The organism is Chitinophaga sp. YR627 (assembly GCF_900114995.1).
Classification (GTDB): Bacteria; Bacteroidota; Bacteroidia; order Chitinophagales; family Chitinophagaceae; genus Chitinophaga.
Genome location: NZ_FOUX01000001.1, coordinates 134,404 through 156,105, shown reverse-complemented (window position 1 = coordinate 156,105; position 21,702 = coordinate 134,404). Strand labels below are relative to the sequence as shown.

The following is a 21,702-nucleotide window of genomic DNA, read 5'->3' as shown; positions in this document are numbered from 1 at the left end:
AGTTCTCTGCGACAATAGATTAATTCAGTGTGTCTGTGGTTATTGTTGTTTTCATAAAGGCCATCTGATCAACAGGACCACGTAGTAGCATTTCCAGCACCTCCATAGCTTCCCCGGGTTCTATGGTACCAATGCCGGCCTGCGCAAGACGCTTCTTGAAAGCCGCCGGCACAACGCCACCAACACCGATATTACCCCAGTAGCCCCAGTTGATGATCTTCACTGCACAGGGCCATTCCTGGGCAAGTCTCCGGGCAAATGCATCTTTAAAATTACACCCGGTGGCGTAACTGCTTTGTCCGAGCGCCTTCCCAAAGGCGCCAATAGAAGAAAAGAAGAGCACAAAATCAAGTGGTTCATTCACAAAGACCTGCGCAAGGCGGATACTGATATCTACTTTGGCCGACAATCCTTCATAGAACAAAGCTTCGTCCATTTTTGCCAGACTCTGATCCAGCGATCCGACTGCCGAATGTATAATGCCATGTATAACACCATATTCCTGTTTGATCTGCTGATAAGCCGTATCCAAAGCATCTCTGTCGGAAGCATCCGCAGCTATATATTGAGGTCTTACGCCATTCAGAGAAAGACGATCCAGTTTGCTGCTGATGTCCTCATTCAGGGGCCGGCGTCCTATCCAGATGATATTTGCACGGTAGGTGCGTATCATATACTCGGTCCACACTTCTCCAATTCCACCGTTTCCACCGATCACTATATACACACCTCCTTCCCTGTACAGGCCCTTCTCTCCCGCAGGAGGAATGACCGGCAGTAGTTCCTGTCTGAACCACTGTCCATTTCTGCCACACAATGCATTCCCCTGTGAATCATATGGAAGACTGAACAACTCATTAACGGTCCAGTTATCTTCATAACCAAGATCCAGCAATCGCACACGCCATTCAGGATGTTCCTTTGCCATAGAACCAATCAGTCCATGCAGGGAGGCATGTACAGGATCTGCTTTCTCCTCTTTGCTCACATTCTGCCCCTGACGCGTAAGGATCGTCCAGCCGATTGACTGATGCCCATATCCCTGGGACAGCAGGGCCTTGATCATTTTGAAGAAATAGTGTACAACCTTTTGTTCATCTGTTATGATCGCTTCATCCGCTACGGAAGAAAAAGACGATGGTGCTGCAAACCATACGATGTAGTCAGGCGCACCGAACGTACGCAGCTTATCACTCATCTCCTCAATACTATCGGTGAACTGCCTATCAAATAAGACAGCATTAGGATATGTTTCCCGGATAAGCGACAGTTCGTGTTCTCTGCAACCAACCACCAGTAGTCGTGAAGCTGTTTCGGGAGATAATTCATCAAAATCCGGGAACAAGGGATCCCATACAGGCGTCAGCATAGATACATCTTCCGCAAATACATATGCTCCTGCTGAAGTGATGTATCCACTACCTGAAGCCGCTGGAACAGCTACCGTTGTCGCTTCCGGCACCTGCTCCATGATCCTGGAAGAAAAGCCTTTCATCATGATACAGATATTACCTTCCTCATCGCACAGGTCTATATCCAGCTTATGTACCTTACTGCCACTGTCTTCTGCAAAACGGACCCAGGCCCACATTTCTTTTGTGCAGGCGCTTAGAATTTCCATTTCCTGCATACCGAACAACAAGGCAGACTTCATCGGCAGTATTGTTGTATTTCCATGCGCATCAACGGATACGTTGAGGCCAATAGCACCCTGTACAGCCGCATCTACGATACATGGATGGATAGCGAAATCCGGCATCGTTTTCCAGAGATCTTCTTTTAGCGCCAGCCGGATCAACGCCTGTCCTTCACCCGCATATACTTCCTGTATACATTGGAAAGCAGGACCATATGCCAGTCCGACGCTATGATATACCTCATAACAGGTTGCTCCTGATAAGACGCCCTTATTACATACTGCTTGCAATTCTTCCAGATCAAGTACAAGCGCCGGTGCCTCCTCCATCAGTGTAACAGTTCCACTACAATGGGTAGCAGCATCCGTCTCTCCACTGGTGATGGTAAAATCTGTTTCTCCGCTTTCATCCGACGACAGGGACACTGTAATAGCTATTGGTGTATTCACTACAACCGGCTTCGACCAGGTGACATGTTTTATACTGACACCTGCGGTCGTAGCGGTACGGCCGGAAACAGTATTACAAGCTGCTAATGCCATTTCGAGGTACGCAACACCTGGCAACATTGTATTTCGGTTGATCACGTGGTCTGCCAGGAAAAAGGCTTTTTTATCCAGCAATGTAGTAAACTTCAGTCCGGAGAGATCAGAGACATTCTGGTGTAGTAATGGATGTAGAACAGATGGCATACCTGCCATTGTAAGCACCGGGACATGTACTTCTTTTGATGGGAACCAGTATTTATCTTTTGCAAAAGGATATACCGGCAAACTGATACGGCGTGGGTGTACAGCTGTATAACACAGCGCCCAGTTCACCTGTCCGCCTTTCACCCAATACCGTAACAGCTTCTCGTAATTATGCTCACTGATCCATTTATCTGTTAAAGCACCAATCTCGTCATGGCCCAGCAGATCGGAAAATCCTGTTCCCGATGTAGTTTCTTCACTACGATAGATCCTGTCTCCGGAAAGACCGGCGGACAAAAGGTCCTCCAGTTCTGCCAGACTATTCACGATCATACCCAGGCGTTCCTCCATGGCTTCTCTGCCTGTTTGCAGTGTATAGGCAATAGCTGGTAAGTCAGCTTCATTATAGACACCCTGCCGTATACGATCCAGTAAACGAGCTGCCTGTTCTTCCAGACGAGCCGTATTCTTTGCTGATAGTAAGATCACAAAGGGCCCATCAACAGATGGTTCCTGCGTTTGCTGCTGCACATATTCTTCTATCAGTATATGCGCGTTAGACCCGCCTGCCCCAAATGCCGATATACCAGCCCTTAAAGGATATTGCTGTGTATGGCCATCTATTGTTACTTCGGGCCGCTCCCACTTTTCAAGGTGGTGCTGGACACGGAACGGGCTCTCATTAAAAGCAATATGAGGATTCAGGACTTCAGCATGCAGGGATGGCGCCAGTTCGCGGTGTTGCAACTGTAACAACACCTTGCTGAAACCTGCGATACCTGCCGCGCTTTCACAATGACCAATGTTTGATTTAGCCGATCCGATCGCACAGTATTGTACATCATCTCCATATTCGCGAAAGCTCTTTGTCAGCCCTGCAATCTCTATCGGATCGCCTAAAGAAGTACCGGTGCCATGTGCCTCTATATAACTGATGGTTCGTGCATCAATGCCAGCGTTCTGCAACGCATGACTGATCAGGGATGACTGCGCCTGTGGATTAGGTACGGTATACCCATTTGTCTTACCACCATGATTGATAGCGCTTCCGCGTATGACGCCATATATATGATCACCATCCGCTATTGCACGGGAAAGTGGTTTTAACAATACAGCACCCACCCCTTCGCCAGGGACATAACCATCACCTCCAACACCGAAGCTTTCACAACGTCCCTTACTGGATGCAAAACCACCCTGCCCCAACATAAGGTACTTATTAGGGTGGATAGACACGTTCACACCACCGGCGATGGCAACAACACATTCTCCGCGTTGTAAGCTCTGACATGCCAGGTGAAGCGCTGTTAGTGAAGAAGAACACATTGTGTCTACTGTGAGACTAGGTCCATGAAAATTGCAGAAGTAAGATACCCTGTTGGCTACCGATGAAGCGTTTCCTGACAATACTACCGGCCTTCCCTTCATTGTTTCCTGCACACCATAGAGCTGGTATTCCAGGTACATAGAACCGGCAAATACACCTACATTACCGGATGCTGCCAGGCGTTGACGGGTATAACCCGCATCCTCCATGGCATTGTACACACATTGCAGGAATAATCGCTCCTGTGGATCTATAACAGACGCTTCCAAAGGGGAGATATTAAAGAAGAGTGGGTCAAATTCGGTTACTCCCTCTATAAACCCGCCCCATTTGGCATATGTCTTTCCGGGTATACCTTTTATCGGGTCAAAGAACTGCTGATGATCCCAGCGGTCAGCAGGTATTTCAGAGATAGCATCTACGCCATTTCTGAGGTTCTCCCAGAATGCATTGATATCAACCGCTCCGGGGTAACGTCCTGCCAAACCGATAACAGCTATTTCCTCCTCATTCTTTTGAAGCGGAACAGGTGCCACTACCTTATGCTTATATTTTATCTGCGCATCTGCCCCGCCAGCTGCCTGTTTTGGCGTAACAGTTGTACCTGTGAGTTCCAGGAGCTTTTGCTGATGGGACCTTACAAAATAGGTAGCCAGTTCATCTATCGTCTGATATTCAAAAAACAATGTTTTAGGAAGAGAGCCGAAACTTTTCTCCAGCTGCTCAGAAAGCGCCATCACCATAACAGAATCAATGCCATACTTTTCAAGCGGCGCATCTGCTTCTATCCTGTCGGCAGACAATTTAATCACAACGGAAAGCTGCTGCTGTAAAAACCTGATAGTGCTCTCCAGTAATGCATCAGGTGCAGCTATGGATACATGTTCCTGTTTATCTACCTGTGCAGTTCTCTGTACAGGCGCTTGTACATTAGCTTCCGTTTTCACCTCTCTTAGTGACAAACCGCGAATGCTTGTACAGACCCATCCTTCTTTATTACAAATGTCTACATCCAGTTTACGTACCCTTTCGTTATCTCCATCACCTTCGCTAAACCGGATCCAGCTCCACATTTCTTGTTCACATGCGCGATAAGATCGAAGCGTCTCCAACGCAAAGGGGAGTGACAAGGCATCTCCTGCATCAGCACCCACACTGAAACCTATAGCAGCATGAAGCGCAGCATCCATCATACCGGGATGCATCGCATAATCACTTATTCCTTCCGGCTGTTCCAGTACCAGCTTTACCAGCAGAGATTGATCTGTTTTGTATATACGGCTGATACCCTGATAGAAAGGACCATACACGATACCCATATCACGGTAGACGTTATAATATTCCTGTGCGCTCCGGTTAATTGCTGTAAAGTCCTGTTGCAATGAAGCAATATCTATACGAGGTTTTTCCGGCAACGCATTTATCTGTACTGTCCCCTTACTGTGTATCATCTTCTCCGAAGTAAAACTATGGATGCTAAAGTCAATACTATTATCTGACTTCGCATCAAGGGTAACGTACACATCTGCTCCCTTCGCATCAGCCACTAACGGACGGGCCCAGATTACATTATGTATACTGACAGTCCCCTCTTCTGTCGTTATTGATCGCCCGATAGCAGTATGCACCATTTCCATATAGGCTACTCCGGGTAATATCTTTTGTCCATTGATCACGTGGTCAGCCAGAAAGGCTTCTTCTCCGGTAAAATGCGAGATGAATTGCTGTTGTGCAAGCGTGGATATGTTCTGATGTAGTAAGGGGTGTAGTGACTGAACTTTCTTACGTCTGTCAGAAGACTTAAAAGATACACGTGGTACCGGAAAGGTGTCTTTCTCAAATACATATCCCGGCAAATGAACGAGTGAAGGTTGTGTGCCATTATATAAAGTCTTCCAGTCAATCAGTTCCCCATTTAACCAGTCTTTCGCCGTTTGCAACAGAGCATGACCATTTTTCAGTTCGGGACCTTGCTGCGCGTGTTGTTTTTTAACGTTACGCTTTATTCTTCCACTCATATACGCGCTATCCTTACTGCCGCTCAGAAAGGCATCCAGTTGCCCTGACAACTCCTCCCGTGAACCGGCGACACAGGCCATACGATATTCCATGGCCTCCCTACCGGTTTGCAAGGTATAAGCGATATCTGCGATCGAGACTTCCTGCTGTATGGAGATAAAATGCTTTATCTCCGCAACATATGCATCAAGGCTATCCTTGCTTTTAGCAGAGAATACAAACAATTGTTGTCCGGTGTTAACGCCGGATGGCCTTACTGCAGCAATATATTCTTCAATAACTGCATGCGCATTGGTGCCATTAATACCGGTAGTCCCGATGATTCCAAGTCTTGGCTTACCAGCTACCCTATCCCAGGTGCTATTGTCTTTTGCAACAACAAAAGGCGTTTTATTAAAATCTATGTACTCATTACTATGCTTGTAATGATGATTTCCTGGCAATGTCTGATGTTTCATAGCCATCAGCATCGTAACAAGACTCACCACTCCTGATGCAGCAAACGTATGACCGATCAATGGTTTTATACTGTTGAGATGGCAGAATTGCTTATCCTGCGTATAGCTGTTGAAAGCATTATTTAATCCCATAATCTCCACCGGGTCGCCCAGTTTTGAGCCGACACTATGTGAGATGGCGTATTGTATATCACGGGGTTGAATATCGTATTGCTCATATACCTTTCTGATCAATGCCGCCTGACTCACCGGATCTGGTGCAGTGATCCCATTTGTGGTACCATCATAGTTTACACCTGTAGCCCTGATCGTACCGTAGATGGTATCGCCATCAGCAATTGCCTTTGATAGCGGCTTTAATAACACAACGGCAACTGCCTCACCAGGTATCATACCATTAGCGTCCTGATCGAATACCGGACAGGCGCCATCGTGTGATAACATATCTACTTTACCAAGGCCCAGGTAGATCATTGGCGAAGCCAGCAGATTAATACCTCCCGCTAATGCCATTTCACAGTCCCCTGTTCTAAGTGCCTGACAAGCCTGATGAATGGCTACCAATCCGGAAGAACAAGCTGCTGTCAATGCCATACAAGGGCCTTTAAGATCCAGGGTATAAGCGATACGTGCAGCCAGAATAGCATTCTGATTACTACTTATCCTTCCGCTATCATCAGCAGAGAAACCATACTCACTTTCCTCAACGCCTACATACACACCACAACCGGCCCCTCTTATCCTGCTGCCCATATAGCCGCCGTCTTCCAGTGCGTGCCAAGCTTCTTCCAGGAAAAGGCGTTGCTTAGGATCCATCTGCGCTGCTTCAGCCGGGGATATTTCAAAGAATAAGGGATCGAAGGTATCTATCCTGTCAAGGAACGCTCCCCACTTACAACTGACATTGCCTGATGCAGTATCAGCATATTCTCTCCAATCCCAACGTTCCGCCGGTATTTCCGTGATACCACTTTTACCTTCCAGTATATGCTGCCAGAATATTTCTTTATTAGCCGCCTGCGGGAAACGGCCACTCATACCAATTACGGCTATAGGTTCCGGTATTCCCTGTGCGGGAGATACCGCGTGCATCAGTTCATCTTCTTTCAAACGGGGTGGTAATGCCACTGGCTGTGGTAAAGTAGCTTTCAGTCGCTCATTTTCTGTTGAGTAAAAGCGATGTATACTTTCCTGATGTTCCGTCATGTAAAATGACTGTAGCTTATCCAGCGTGGCATATCCGAAGAATACTGCCGGTGTTATCGCTATATTATAATAGGCAGATAAGCGTTTGGATAACTCCATCAGACTCACCGAATCAAAGCCGAAATCTGCCAGATTTACATCCGTCTCCACGTTGTCAATACTAAGCTTCAATAGCTCGCTTACCTGACGGCGTAAATCCCACAGCAGACTTTCCGCAACTGACCCGTCATGCGTCTCTATACTACGCGCGATGTTATTCGCTGATACAATAACTGATGCAGACGATACCGTCTTCCCTGACAGCAAAGGCATTTGACAAATGCGCGCCCGATCACCATACATCACCAGTCGTGTAACATCCCCTTCACTCAGCAGTCCCTCAAAGGAGGACAATCCCAATGCCGATTCCAGGTAACTCTGCCCACTGCTTTTCAGATATAGTTCCAGCGAACTACTTTCTCCATTACTCATTCCTCCTTCACGCCACAACGGCCAGTTGATCACAGTCGTAACGCCGCTAAAACCTGCTGCCCGACGCAAAGCGCCATAGCTCATCTGAAAACGGTTGGCAACGGAATAGTCACATGAACCAAAGTCGCCTAATACGGCCGACGAAGAGGAGAAGTAACAAACAAAATCAAGCGTTTCCAGACCAAATACTTCATCTAACACCTGACTTCCCCGAACCTTTGCGGACAATACCGATTTAAAATCTTCATAGTGCTTGTCACCTATTGCCGTGTGACCTTGTACACCTGCTATATGCAGTATCCCTGATATCTTACCCGTCATCTGTCTGGCGGTCGCCCGTACTTTTTCCATCGAAACCGCATCACTCACATCCGCCTGTACATAGACCACCCGATTGTCGTGCCCCTGCATAGCAGCTACCTGCCTCTCCTCTTCTACAGACAAAAGGCGACGACCGGTCATCACTACATTGGCTTTCCAGTTGTCGCTCAGATAACGACTAAACAACAATCCCAACCCACCAAATCCACCTGTAACCACGTAAGTACCACCTTGTTTTAACAAAGGTGCGGCGGCGTGCGTTGTACGCTCCTCCAGCTGAGGCACTGTACGTACACCATTTTCATAATGAACGACGTGACTTCCTTTATGCCACAACTCGCCCAGGAATGTCTGAATACTTAATACTTCTTCTGCGGCACGCAGTATAACATGTATATCCATTCCCGGAAATACAAATCCCAGCGAACGCGCATAACCTATCCATGAAAGCGCATAACACTTTTCAAGTGCCGAGCTGTAACGTCCTTCCAGTAATAAACGTCCTGTCTTTAATCCGGAAGAAAGTATACCCTGTAACAGGTAAAAAATGTCTTCATAGGCCGCTTCATCACCCGGACCAGTATATAATATACCATCCACTGTGTTATACTGCTCACTGATCTGATCTAATATAGCCTTATAAGCGACTCCCTTATCCTTTCCGGCTACAAATACATTATCTGCCTGTTCTGCCGCACCATCTGTAATGATAAACAGCAATGAGATACCCGGCAGCAGCGATTGCAGAGCCGCCGACAGCGAGACCATTTCTTCGTGATCCTCCACACAACACAACAGCCGCTTCAGGGGTTGCGGCGTACTATCTGATAAAGGACGTCCTATCCAGACTTCTTCAAATGTCAGCAGATCAAATGCAGCTGGTACTTCAGGCGAAGTCGCTGTTACCTGTGGTAAAGTCTGTGTTACATTTAACACCGGCGCTACCGATGGTGAATAAGGGAACCAGTAGTGTTCTTTTGCAAAAGGATACCCTGGTACATTGATCTTACGTGGAAGCCCTGTCGCTGTATACAATTGCTGCCAGTCTACCGGATGTCCTGCGACCCATAATGCGGCTATCTTTTCCAGTTCTCCACTGTTCGCCCAGGTTGATACAGCAGTCCTGACCTTATCTTCAGACATGACAGCCATCAGCTTCGCCGCATCTTTTCTGCTAATGTCCACGAAGTATCCCTCAGCAGGTGTTTGTCCTTCAATAACAGCCGACAGCATTCTTTTTAATGAAGCATAATCCCGGACAAGGAAAACTGCCCTGCTATGCATTGCCTCTCTGCCTGTCTGTAATGTATAAGCTAATGAGACCAGTTGTCCATCATGCACAGCTGACCTGCCCTCACGGATGAATATATTCTCCAGTATAGTTTTATGATACTCCAGCAGATAGTCCACTATTTCTGACACAGAACGCAGACGGACCAATACATCTGCCGCGAGTTGAATACCCCACTGTTGCCATAGCTGATCTGCCAGTGTTGTAAGCTGTACGATATCAGCATTCAACTCAAAAAACTCCTGACCAGGATCCAGGGAAGCTGTTGGGATATGTATCAGTTCAGATACCATCTTCAGCAATTCTTCCCTGATAGTTATTTTTAACTGATCAGCAGCATCATTGGTTGTCTGCTTTGACACAAACGCATACAATGATCTGATATAGGCCATCAGCCGGTCTTCATCCCGTGCTGACAATGGTATCAGGTAGCCCGTCTGTACATTACCCTGTTCATTGGATTGTGCAGCTGGTATATATTCTTCGACGATCAGATGTGCATTACTCCCATTTGCGCCAAATGAGCTTAGCCCCGCACGTCTTGGCACAATCAGGTCTTGCCCTGCTACATGGATCTGTGGACGGTCCCAATCCTTCAGGCCATGCTGTACATAAAACGGCGTATCCTTAAAGGGGATATGCGGATTTAACTGATCGGCATGTAAAGTCGGAAACAGCTTACCATGTCTGAACTGCAATAATAACTTCGTTAATGCAGCAATTCCCGCTGCAGCTTCCAGATGTCCGATATTGGATTTGGAAGAACCAATCGCACAAAATTGTTTCTCCTTTGTCCAGTTTTCAAAAGCCCTTTTCAATCCCTGTATCTCGATTGGATCGCCCAGTGAAGTACCTGTACCATGTGCTTCTAAATAACTGATCGTACGGGGATCTACCTGCGCATCCTGCAAAGCAGCCTTTATCACCTCGGCCTGCGCAACAGGATCCGGTACCGTAGGGCCGGAAGTACGCCCTACATGATTAATAGCGGACCCTTTTATAACACCATAAATGGGATATCCTTCTTTTTCGGCCAGCTCCAGACTGGTCAGCAAAACAGCGCCTACTCCTTCCCCGGGCACATAGCCATCCCCTCCCTCGCCAAAACTATGACACCGTCCGTCAGAAGAAAGAAAAGCGCCTTGTCCCAGGAACTGGTATTTATGAGGATGGGTGACAAGGTTCACACCACCGGCTATAGCATAGTTACATTCTCCTTTTCTGACACTCCCTATAGCAAGATGAATGGAGGTCAATGCTGACGAGCACATTGTATCCACGGCCATACTTGGACCGTGAAAGTTCATGCAATAGGACACCATATTGGGAATAGCGGCTGCACTCACACCGAATGCTGCGGGCTGTCCGACGCGGGACATTTCCGCACCGAACAGTTCATAATGACTCCAAAAGATACCGGCAAATACGCCGACACTCTTTTCACTGCTTCCGGCAAAATGATGTCCGATCTTGTCAGGTTTAAAGCCTGCATCTTCACAGGCCAGCCAGGCCGTTTGTAAAAATAACCGTGCCTGGGGGTCCATAATCTCAGCCTGATGTGGAGATATATTAAAGAACCGGGGATCAAAATCGGCTATCTCTTTGAGAAATCCACCATGCCCGTAAAGTTTCGTGATATCATAACCAAAATCATAACCTTTCCATCGTTCCACCGGCATTTCACTGATGCTGTCTACCCCGTTTAGCAGGTTATAATAGAACTCTTCCAGCGTCTCTGCACCAGGATAACGTCCTGCTACACCAATAATGGCGATATCTTCTTTCGCGGTACCGGCAGTATGCACTTGTTGCGCCGCCGCAACAGCTTTCTCCGTCGTCGGAATAAGGAAGTCTTTGTAATAACGGCGTACTGTTTTTCCATCACCATATAACACAATTCCCTGTCGCTCTTCTCCCTGCAAAAGACGATCAAGCATCGCCAGACCGCTTGCTGATCGTAATGGAACCATGCCTGTCTGCTCCCGCATAAATGCGGCCGATGCAGCGTCGATCTGCATTCCTCCTCCTGCCCATAAAGGCCAGTTAATGGTAAGCGTTTTTCCCGAACCAACACCAGCTGCTACCTGCTCATTTCTCAGCGCACAATAGACATCCATAAAAGCATTCGCTCCGCCATAATCCGATTGCGCCGGGTTACCTGCTACGGCAGATAATGAAGAATAGACCACAAAGAAATCAAGCTGATGTAAACGGCTGGCCTGATCTATATGCTGGATACCATTCGCTTTAGGCGACCATACGCTGTCTATAACTGATATATCTTTGCGGATAATAAACTGATCTTTTACGATGCCCGCAGCATGAATAATACCATGAATATTGCCCACGTCCGTTTTTATCTTTTCAAAAACGGCAAATGTCTGTGCGAGGTCACTGATATCAACTGCTATATACTCAATCCTGCTTCCATTGTTTTGTAACGATAACAAGGCTTGTTTTTTAGATACGTCTAATGAGGAACGACCTAAAAGGATTACATGGGCGTCCACCTGCTTTGTAATATGTTCTGCTGTAAGTAAACCAAGGCCGCCTGCACCGCCGGTGATAACATATACGCCCCCTTTTCTGAATACAGGTTGTTGTACAGCCGGCGAAGTTACTTCAGTCCAGCGTTTCACCTCCCGCTGCTGCTCATGGCTATATCTTATCTCTCTGCAACCTTTCTGTACGTGTGTTGCCTCCTGATTGATCAGTGACACCACAGCAGCTGCGTCTATATCCTCCTGTAGAAAACTGATCACCTGTGCATGCACTGCCGGCTGTTCCTGCACGGCTGTTTTTAATAGCGACGCAAATACAGCACTGTACGCATCATTTCCGGTAATAAACTGCAACAGTCCGGGGCCGTTCTGTGCTGTCAGAAATTCTTTTACATGCCCAAACACGCCAACAAACTGCTGTCTTATCCTATCAGCTATCTCCATTTCCCCTAATACGGGCAACTCAATCACCTGATCACTTATATGTGCTTTTATGAATCCGGCAAGGTGATCTGTCACATCATGCAATACCAGCACTCTTTTATTGATAGAAACATTATCCTTCACTTCAACGGCAGGCTCAGGATGCCAGACAGGCATAAACTGCAGACATTCGCTTTCTCCGGTTACTATATCGTTTTTCACTTCAGCCATTACATGTGCTGTTGCTCCTGTCAGAAAAGCGGCCCCATGATGTTCCTGCAGGTATTCCGCCAGCCGCTGAATAGTAGCGTATTCAAAAAGCAAGGTAGGATATAACTGCGCCTGTACCGTTTTTTCAAGCTCACGCACGACCTGCAGGAGATGCGCGGAGTCCAGTCCCAGGTCATAAAACCCTGTATGAATATCGAGTGCCGCTGGTGCTGTATTTAAAAGTCTGCCGATTTGCCCCTGCAACTGCTGAATAATGATTCCCATTCTGTCATTCGCCACCGGTGTATCCGTTGTCACCATCACTTTCTCTGGTTGTTTCTCACTAGGCTGCGGTGCGACCAGTTTCTTTATCAGTCTGGGGTCTCTTATCCTTTTGGCAGACAGATCACCGAATTCAACCAATACCTCTCCCGACTCATCGTATAGCGTAATATCTGCATGCAGAATATCTGCCGGTTCACTACCAGGAAGCGGCAATGGCTTTAATTCAGAATAAGTATACACATTGGCAGGCAGTGGTTTGCGGATACAGAAACGCGCTATCATAAACGGGATATAAGGCGTATTATCCATAATGATCCCATTTCCGGTAAGCTGCGCTGAAAGCCCCGCTAATGTTGAGCCATCCAGGAAAGCCGGATGTGCATAGAAATTACTTCTGAATTGTTCTGCCTCCTCTCCCAGGTGCAATGCCATCAACTCCCTGTTTCCAGCCTGATAAACGGTACCTAATGTTTTCATGAATGCCCGGTGCCGGATATCTGCTCTTCTCACAAGCGCATATACTTCGTCCATATCCCAGCGACGGGTGGCTGTCTGCATAAACCCTGTTACGTCAAAAGGGTGAGCATCTGCCGGGTTTATTTCTTTGAACAGCAGACACTCCATATTGTCATCTGCCTCTTCTCCCAGCAACACATTGTTCTTTATTTTTCTACTCTTGACGCTAACGGTCCAGTGATCGCCTGCCGGTGTAAATGATATCTGCAATTGTTTATCAAATGATGTATCGGTAACAACGGGCTGCTTAAACAATACATGCTGCAACACGATGGATTGCGTGCCAATCGCCAATGCGGATAAACGATAGATCATGTCCAGCAGGACAACACCCGGCAATGTTCTTACATCATGTACGGTATGGTCGCGGACTATATAGTTAGAATGGGTTATCTCCTGTAGAAAGGTCCTGGTTTTGTTCATATCATTCCTCATGTTACACCTCCTTGACTTCAAATAATTTCATAAAATCGTTTACCACAGCGGCTGTTTCTAGGGTCTCAGATACCGGAGCAGATATATGCTGATGAGAATTACTAACAGTAACTTCCGGCCAGTAGCGTTTCCTGTTAAACTGAATGGGATTTAATCGTGGCTGTAAAGTAGCAATATGACTGGCAGGCACGCCCTCATTGCTGATGATCAGATGTGCATTATTACCGCCTAGTCCGAATGAACTGATACCAGCTCTGCGTATCCCATCAGACGTATTCCATGCCTGCAATTCCCGCACAGGATAAAACGGAGAAGCGTCAAAACTGAAACGGGGATTAGGATGATCGCAGTGTAGTGTAGGAGGCAGTTGTGCATGTACGATGGACAACAACACCTTCACAATACTGGCGGCGCCAGCGGCACTTAAGAGATGTCCTATATTGCTCTTTACACTTCCCACCCCGCAATACTGTTTACGATCCGTATATTGGGCAAACAACTGCGTTAATGCTTTCAGTTCGATAGGGTCGCCGATCAGTGTGCCCGTTCCATGTGTTTCAACATAAGAAACAGAGGATGGTAAAACACCTGCGTTTTCCATGGCAGCCGCAATCAGACTACGCTGTGCTTCCGGATTAGGAGTCGTGACGCCCATGGTATTACCGTCGTTATTAATGGCCGAACCATCAATCACCCCATATATCTTATTATTATCACGGATAGCAGCATCAAGCGGCTTCAGGACCAGTACGCCACAGCCTTCTCCTAATCCGATACCGTCGGCATCCGCATCAAAAGTGCGGCAACGTCCTTCTTTTGAAAGTACGCCTGCATCACTCAGTCCAATAAAAACACCTTCATCCAATAGAATATCTACGCCACCAGCAAGCGCCATTTCACTCTCTCCTGAAAGAATGCTTTTTACCGCCAGATGAACAGCCGTCAGGGTACTTGAACAGGCAGTATCGACTACGATATTGGGGCCTTTGAAATTGTATATATGTGCTAAATGTGCAGTAATGAAATTCTGTCCTGTTCCTACTATACGGTCCTTCACCGGACTATTATACTTATACGCGAAATTTCCGGCCCTCGCTCCTGCAAATACACCGATCTGTTTACCCCACAGTGCGTCCTTTTCATAACCTGCATCTGCAATTGCGGCGGTACTCACTTCCAGCCATTGCCTTTGTATAGGATCAATATAAGGTGCAAGCGCCGGGGCAATATTGAATACGGCAGGATCAAATGCTTCAATCTCCGGTAAAAAAGCGCCCCATTTGCTGCGACTCCTGCCCTGCTGCTGACCAAGCGGATCGTAATGTTGCCGCCAGTCCCATCGCGAAATGGGTACTTCCCGGATACTGTCTTTTCCCTCCTGCAGATTCTTCCAATAAGCGCTGATATCTTCCGCATCAGGAAAATGACAGGCCATCCCGACTATCGCCACCCGTTTCTTTGTATAACTGACAGGGACATTCTCTGCCACTGGTTCATTATTCTTTACTACCTGTAAAGACGCCATTTCATTCGGATAGGTGTCCAGCAGATAGGCACCCATGCCGGCTATTGTTGGATACTCCAGGAAAACAGAAGGATCCAGATGGATGGTTTCAAACTGACGGTCTATCTTACTAACCAGCTGTGCTAGAATGATCGAATCAACCCCATATATCTGAAACTCTTTATCCCTCCGCAACCTGCCAACATCCATTCTTAATTCTGCTGCCAGCAATGTCATCAACCATGTTTCTACAACCGTCATGAGATCATCTTTATTCATTGACGGCACAGCTACAGGTGCTGCAGGCAAAGGCTCAGTTACTACCTTCTGTGGATATTCCAGCCATGTTTCGGGTTTGAAACGGCTCGTATCCACCATCGCAGGTAACACCACCGGACCATAAGCACCACTGATCACCTGCTCTAACAATAACAAACCATCCGCATTACTATGGCTGATCAACCCTGTTTGCTGATAGGCAGGACTCTTTACCTCCCCAAAGCCGGTTTCTTTCCAGCTGGGCCATTGTATGCTGACAACCGGAAACGACGCCTGGGCCGCTGCTGCGAAATAGTCCATATAAGCATTCGCCATGGCATAATCTGACTGTCCTGCACCCAGCGTAGGCACAGTCCCCGCCACAGACGAAAACAACACGAAGAATTGTAAAGGGTCTTTACTGAGACTTTGGAATAAGGTCTGTAAACCGGTCACTTTGGGCACAAGTACCTCCCTGATGGAATGCACTGATTTACGGATAAAAGCCGGATTCCCCAGGTCTACCATACCTGCACAATGCAATACACCGCTAATATCACCTAAGGTCGTCCTGATCTCCGTTAACAGCGCATTGACTGCTGTCTCATCATTCAGGACAACTGATCTTACCAACACGGTCACTCCTTCTGCACGTAAAGCCTGTATCGCTTTTAACTTACGCGACAATACGAAATCCGATTGTAACAGTACACTCCATTGTTCCTCAGGTGGCAAAGGCTCTCTACCGGTAAGCACCAGTTTTCTTACACCATACTTTTTTATAAAATACCGTGCGCATTCCAATCCGATCCCACGGGTACCCCCCGTTACCAGAAGTACGCCTCCGGAAGGAAAAGCTGGCATATTCCTGGTTTTATCTGGGGTGCTGGCAGTTAGTACGGCACGATAACGTTTTCCATCCCGGAAACAAATTTCCGGGTAAGTACCCGCAACACTTAGTTCTGACAGTATCTGCGCCGCCTGTAATGCTGCATTTCCGTCGTGCTCTATATCAAGATGTATCGCATTCAGGTAACGGTATTCAGCCTGTAACATCCTGAAAAGCCCCGCACGGAGCGCCCCTGTTTGTCCGGAAGCTTTTCTCCCCATTTTCTCCAGTCCCTGTGTAGCACCGATCATCGTCAGGGGACGGTTTCCCACACTGATCAGCTGTTGTAATAATGGGATGCCTGCAAGTGCCTGTTCAGCGGTATCATCACAACCTGTCAGGTCTATCAGACCGGTGTATGTCTCAGCAGTGCCATCTGCCAACGGCAAGCTATTGACAGGATCGATGATATCGATATTATTGTATTGGCGTTTGATTTCATTTGCCAGAGAAAGCAGCGGTTTTGTTGCCAGCACCAGCACCTTACCATGAAAAGCTCTTTGTTCATTGGTGCCCTGCTCCTGCCAGGTCTTATGGACAATCCGGTATGGATACGCCGTTACCGGCTGTTGTTGCACTGATGCGTTGATCCAGTATACTTCTTTCGCAAACGGATAGGTAGGCAGACTAATCCGGCGGGGTTTTACTTTTTCATAGAACAACTTCCAGTCCACACTCGCACCGTTTGCCCAAAGCCGGGATAAAGTAGCCCCATTGGCATTTACAGGAGTTGTTTGTCCGCCCGCCTGTCCTGTAAAAAAGCTACCATTATGATGGCCATTCAGAAATGAGCCGAGTTTACCAATCGCATCGGCGATACCTGCAGCTGCAAATGCCAGTCTGTATTCCATCGCGTCTCTGCCTACCTGTAACGTATACAGCAGGTCTGTGAAGTTGAGCGTTGGATGCGCTTCCAGGAACTGCCGCATGATACCTGCATATACTTTCAGTTGCTCTTCAGTCTTTGCAGATAATACAAACACGCTCGCCAGCACAGATATACTTTCTGCCGGGCGTGTTTGCAGCACCGGCTGATATTCTTCTACAACAAGGTGCGCATTGGTACCGCTGAAGCCAAAGGAACTAATGCCGGCTCTGCGTTGTTTGCCGTCGCTATTCCATTCCCGTGGTGTATCACATATATAAAAAGGTGATTGTTCAAATTTAAAATGTTCATTCGGCCGCGTCACGTGTAAGGTTGGCGGTAAGGTATGCGCATGCATGGACAGGAGCACCTTCTGCACGCTGGCTACACCCGCTGCTGCGGAGGTATGACCGATATTACTTTTCACCGAACCCAATCCACAGAAATGTTGCCGGAAAGTATTTTCCCTGAATACGGTAGACAATGCTTCCAGTTCGATGGGATCACCCAGCTTTGTTCCTGTGCCATGTAATTCTATATAGCTGATCGTTTCCGGATGTATCTTAAATCCGGCATAAACATCCCGCAGCAATGCAGCCTGACTGTTCATACTAGGCGCCGTAATCCCATTTGTACGACCATCCTGGTTAATGCCCGATCCTATGATCACGCCGAGAATATTGTCATTGTCCGCCTCTGCATCCTTCAAACGCTTCAGAATAACAGCTCCTGCGCCCTCACCTGGTACAAAGCCATTTGCACTATTATCCATCGCCTTACACTGACCATCTTTAGATAACATACCGGCAGAACACATACTGATGTAGGACTCTGGTGTCAGGTAAAGGCTGACGCCGCCGGCCAGCGCCATATCTGTTTCTCCGTTTCTCAATGCCTGACAGGCCAGATGAATCGCTACCAGTGAAGAAGAACAGGCAGTATCAACTGCAATAGCCGGACCTTTCAGATTCAGGAAATAGGCAATTCTGGCGGCAGCAATGGAGTAACTATTACCCGTTGCGCCAGCAATACCGGGTTGCAACTGATGCTGTAAAAAGGCATATTCGTTGCTCATAATCCCCAGGTAAACACCACATTTTTGCTCATTCAGCGCTTCTCCGGGATAACCTGCATCTTCAAATGCCTTATAGGCTTCCTGCAGGAAAATACGATGCTGAGGGTCCATCCATTCCGCCTCTCCCGGCGAAAGAGAGAAGAACAAAGGATCAAACTCAGCGATATCATCCAGCATCCCTAACCATTTACAATATACTTTCCCCTTCTGTAAAGGTCTTGGATCATAGTAAGACTGTACATCCCAACGGGATAAAGGAATCTCGCGCACCGCATTTTTACCGGCAAGCAGATTGTTCCAATATGTTTGCACATCCGGTGCATCAGGATACCTTCCTGACATACCGATAATAGCGATAGGTTCAGGCGTTGCACGTGCATCGTGTCCTGGTTTTACAGACACCGGTGCAACCGCAAGTTGTTTCAGGGCTTCCCTCGCCGCACCGGCACTGATAGCGCCGGTACTGAGGGCTTTTAATATTGCTAAAGAATCCATGGCGGAATTTTTTACTTGCCAAACAAATGGAGTATCCTGTCTTTTACTTCAGGCTGATGAAAGGTCGTTTCATGCATCCGTACTTCTTCCCGGATCACTTCGGGCAATTCTCTGCGGATCTCTTTCACAAGATGATCTTTAAGGGTTATCAATGAATGCCGTGGCTTTTCTGCCAGTTGGGTGGCCATCTGCCTGGCATGGGTTAATACTTCGTTTTTGGGTAACACGGAAAAAGGAATACCCCTTTTCTCCAGATCGGCGCCTTTGTAATTCCAGGCGCCCAGTAACATCTCTTCTGACAATGCCAGACCCAGTTTCCTGGGTAATATATAGGTCGCTCCCATCCCCGGTGTAAACCCATACTTCATAAAATTGGTCGTATATATACATTCTCTGCTGAGCACCACGATATCACAAAAAAGACCAAACACAAAACCACCGCCAATAGCATGGCCGTGCATGGCTGCAACAACAGGTATACGACAGTTCAGGGCAAGACTGTAAAGCTCAGAGTCCGTAAACTGCATCTTGCCTTCAAATATGCTGAGCAAAGCCTCCTGAGACCCTCCTGATGCGAAGTAGTTATCATATCCCTTCAGGATAACCACCTTCCAGGACGCATTTTCATTAATTGTACGGAAAGCAGCTGTCAGCTCATTTGTCAGGCCAACAGTGAATGTATTTTTATTGACCCTGTCCTGCATCGTCAGTTCAACTATACCGGGAGCGATCTCTGTCAGATCAACGATAGCTTGTTCCATATCCTGCTATTTATGTATTGGGTTACTTTCCTGCCAGGGCAGCAGTCCTGTTTCTACAAACCGGGATATCCGGCCCAGATTAGCGGCATCAGCAAACATATCCATGCTTGCCCCGATGGCCGAAGACTGCCACTCCCTGTTCATGGCCAGGAAATCATTCATGTATTGTTTATACTTCGTTACAGCCGCTTTATTGAGCAGACGCAGGCGTCCGAGATGTTGCTGTAATAACAGGTCGCTGTTGTCACCGCTGATATCTGCCAGTCCGGCTTTACACGCCTCATCCGCGGTAATGGGTTTCGTCATCAGTGTGAGATAGTGCGCCTGCTGAAAACCAATCTTCCTGACCAGGAACGGTAATACACAAGCGGGGAACAGACCAAACAACAATTCCGACAAACTAAAACGGGCCGTCGTATCCGCGATCACAATATCAGCTGCCGCAACAAAACCAACGCCACCTGCGTTTGCCTTTCCCTTTACATGTGCCACAACAACAAAAGGGCCTTCTGCGATTGTCCGCCATATATCATATAACACGGCGGCATGACCATTCACGGCCTGTCCTTCCTTCATCAATGAATGGATGCCTTTGAAATCTGCACCGGTACAAAAATTCAGGGCGTCTCCCTGTAACACGACGATTGTAGCAGCCGTATAACAGCGTTGCAGCACATCGTTCAACTCTTCTATCAACTGGTCATTGATACTGTTACCCGCATCCGGACGATTGAACTGTATGAATGCAATATTTCCTTCCTGTTTGAATAAGATGGTTTGATAACTCATGATACCCATTCATAGCGTCTGTGAAACTCTTTTATCTCATTTAATTGTAATCGTGCAAATCCCTTCGGTACAGGAGGCTGCAACGAACGGTCGGGTTTTACGTTACGTGTGCCAAACTTCAGCGCCTGTCCACCGGCAATCAGCGTCTCATATTCTTCCATTGACAAACGATACCGGTTATCCAGCTGACTACCAATCTGCTGATTACGCAGGTATTGTTGTCCTTCAGCTGTCACTACACCACTAAAGAATTCTGAGCAGCATCCCGAACCGTAAGAAAAACATCCGATCCTTCTCGGCGATTCAAAATTTCCACTATCAATGATCCCCGCCAGTGAAAGGAATACAGTAGCTCCCATGATATTTCCAACACGTTGACAATACCGGAGCCCGGGAGATACACGCTGCTGAAAATCATTTTCGATCACATCTGGTTTTGCCCTTACCATCTTCCGCATCATCGTACGATGTGCACCTTTCACCATTCCTCCAAAAGGCGTGTGAAAAGCCAGATATTGAAATGAGTGATCATAGGATACATTTTTCACCCGTCTAGTATACTCCCTGAATGACTGCTCACAGCAATCCAGGTAAGACATTAATGACAAGTCAGCATCTCCCGCTTCACTATCCGGCAGTGGACGACAGGTATCCATTACTTCATAACCATAATACCCACTTGCACCCTGATCCAGTCTGAAAGTGTAAGGCGTATCACTGATCAGCATAGCGACAGCACCTGCGCCTGCACTCGGCTCCGCAAAGGACCAGTCCTGATCATGTGCGTTACCACCGTCTGTAACGATAAACCTGGAAATATCTGTGGCGATCACCAGTGCTTTCGCACCCGGCGAGGTATGTGAGAGTATAAAATTGATCGCCATCTGTAAACCGGAAGTGCCGGAATAACAGGCCTGCTTTATTTCCAGCATACGGCAATTCCTGCTAAGCCCCAGATAATGATGTATATATGTGCTGATCGATTTTCCGAAATCAATACCTGACTCCGTACAGGTGATCAGCAGTTCTATACGATCCTTCTCTGCCTGTGAGAGTCGGTCTACCAATGGCTTTGCTGCATTAACACCAAAAGTGACAGGATCTTCATAGGGCAAAGCAACTGCCTTTTCCTTCATCAGGAGATTTTCAAAACGCTTGTTGTCAAGTCCTCTGTAATTTGATAACTGGGCAATATCCAGGCACGAGGTGCCGCCAAAAGCATTCATAGCTTCAATTCCGACTTGCTTCATTCTTCGGGGTGTTATGAGTGATAT

5 protein-coding genes are annotated in these 21,702 nt (G+C 47.3%); all 5 read right to left on the bottom strand.

All coding sequences use genetic code 11. The annotated features are described in order from the left end of the window. Positions 1-19: 19 nt before the first annotated feature. Genes BMZ72_RS00425 through BMZ72_RS00405 form a run of 5 tightly spaced genes read right to left on the bottom strand, consistent with a single transcriptional unit; the run spans position 20 to position 21,678 of the window. Positions 20-13,780, bottom strand: a complete 13,761-nt coding sequence (locus tag BMZ72_RS00425; RefSeq protein ID WP_177222631.1) for an SDR family NAD(P)-dependent oxidoreductase — start codon at positions 13,778-13,780, stop codon at positions 20-22. Between the two features lie 13 nt (positions 13,781-13,793). Continuing rightward, entirely contained in the window at positions 13,794-18,878 is a 5,085-nt protein-coding gene (locus BMZ72_RS00420) for a beta-ketoacyl synthase N-terminal-like domain-containing protein (RefSeq protein ID WP_089804159.1), read from the bottom strand. A gap of 11 nt (positions 18,879-18,889) precedes the next feature. Then, a complete protein-coding gene (locus BMZ72_RS00415; RefSeq protein ID WP_089804157.1) occupies positions 18,890-19,639 on the bottom strand; it encodes a polyketide synthase in 750 nt (249 codons plus the stop codon). 6 nt (positions 19,640-19,645) lie between these two features. Next, positions 19,646-20,428 (bottom strand): enoyl-CoA hydratase/isomerase, encoded by a 783-nt coding sequence (locus tag BMZ72_RS00410; RefSeq protein ID WP_089807136.1) that lies wholly within the window; start codon positions 20,426-20,428, stop codon positions 19,646-19,648. Beyond that, positions 20,425-21,678, bottom strand: a complete 1,254-nt coding sequence (locus BMZ72_RS00405) for a hydroxymethylglutaryl-CoA synthase family protein (protein ID WP_089804155.1) — start codon at positions 21,676-21,678, stop codon at positions 20,425-20,427. The genes BMZ72_RS00410 and BMZ72_RS00405 overlap by 4 nt, the downstream gene beginning before the upstream one ends. Positions 21,679-21,702 lie beyond the last annotated feature (24 nt).

Excerpts from the sequence above, each read along its gene's own strand:
- BMZ72_RS00420 (WP_089804159.1), bottom strand. The coding sequence starts at position 18,878 with ATGGATTCTTTAGCAATATTAAAAGCCCTCAGTACCGGCGCTATCAGT.
- BMZ72_RS00405 (WP_089804155.1), bottom strand. The coding sequence starts at position 21,678 with ATGAAGCAAGTCGGAATTGAAGCTATGAATGCTTTTGGCGGCACCTCG.
- BMZ72_RS00410 (WP_089807136.1), bottom strand. The coding sequence starts at position 20,428 with ATGAGTTATCAAACCATCTTATTCAAACAGGAAGGAAATATTGCATTC.
- BMZ72_RS00425 (WP_177222631.1), bottom strand. The coding sequence starts at position 13,780 with ATGAACAAAACCAGGACCTTTCTACAGGAGATAACCCATTCTAACTAT.
- BMZ72_RS00415 (WP_089804157.1), bottom strand. The coding sequence starts at position 19,639 with ATGGAACAAGCTATCGTTGATCTGACAGAGATCGCTCCCGGTATAGTT.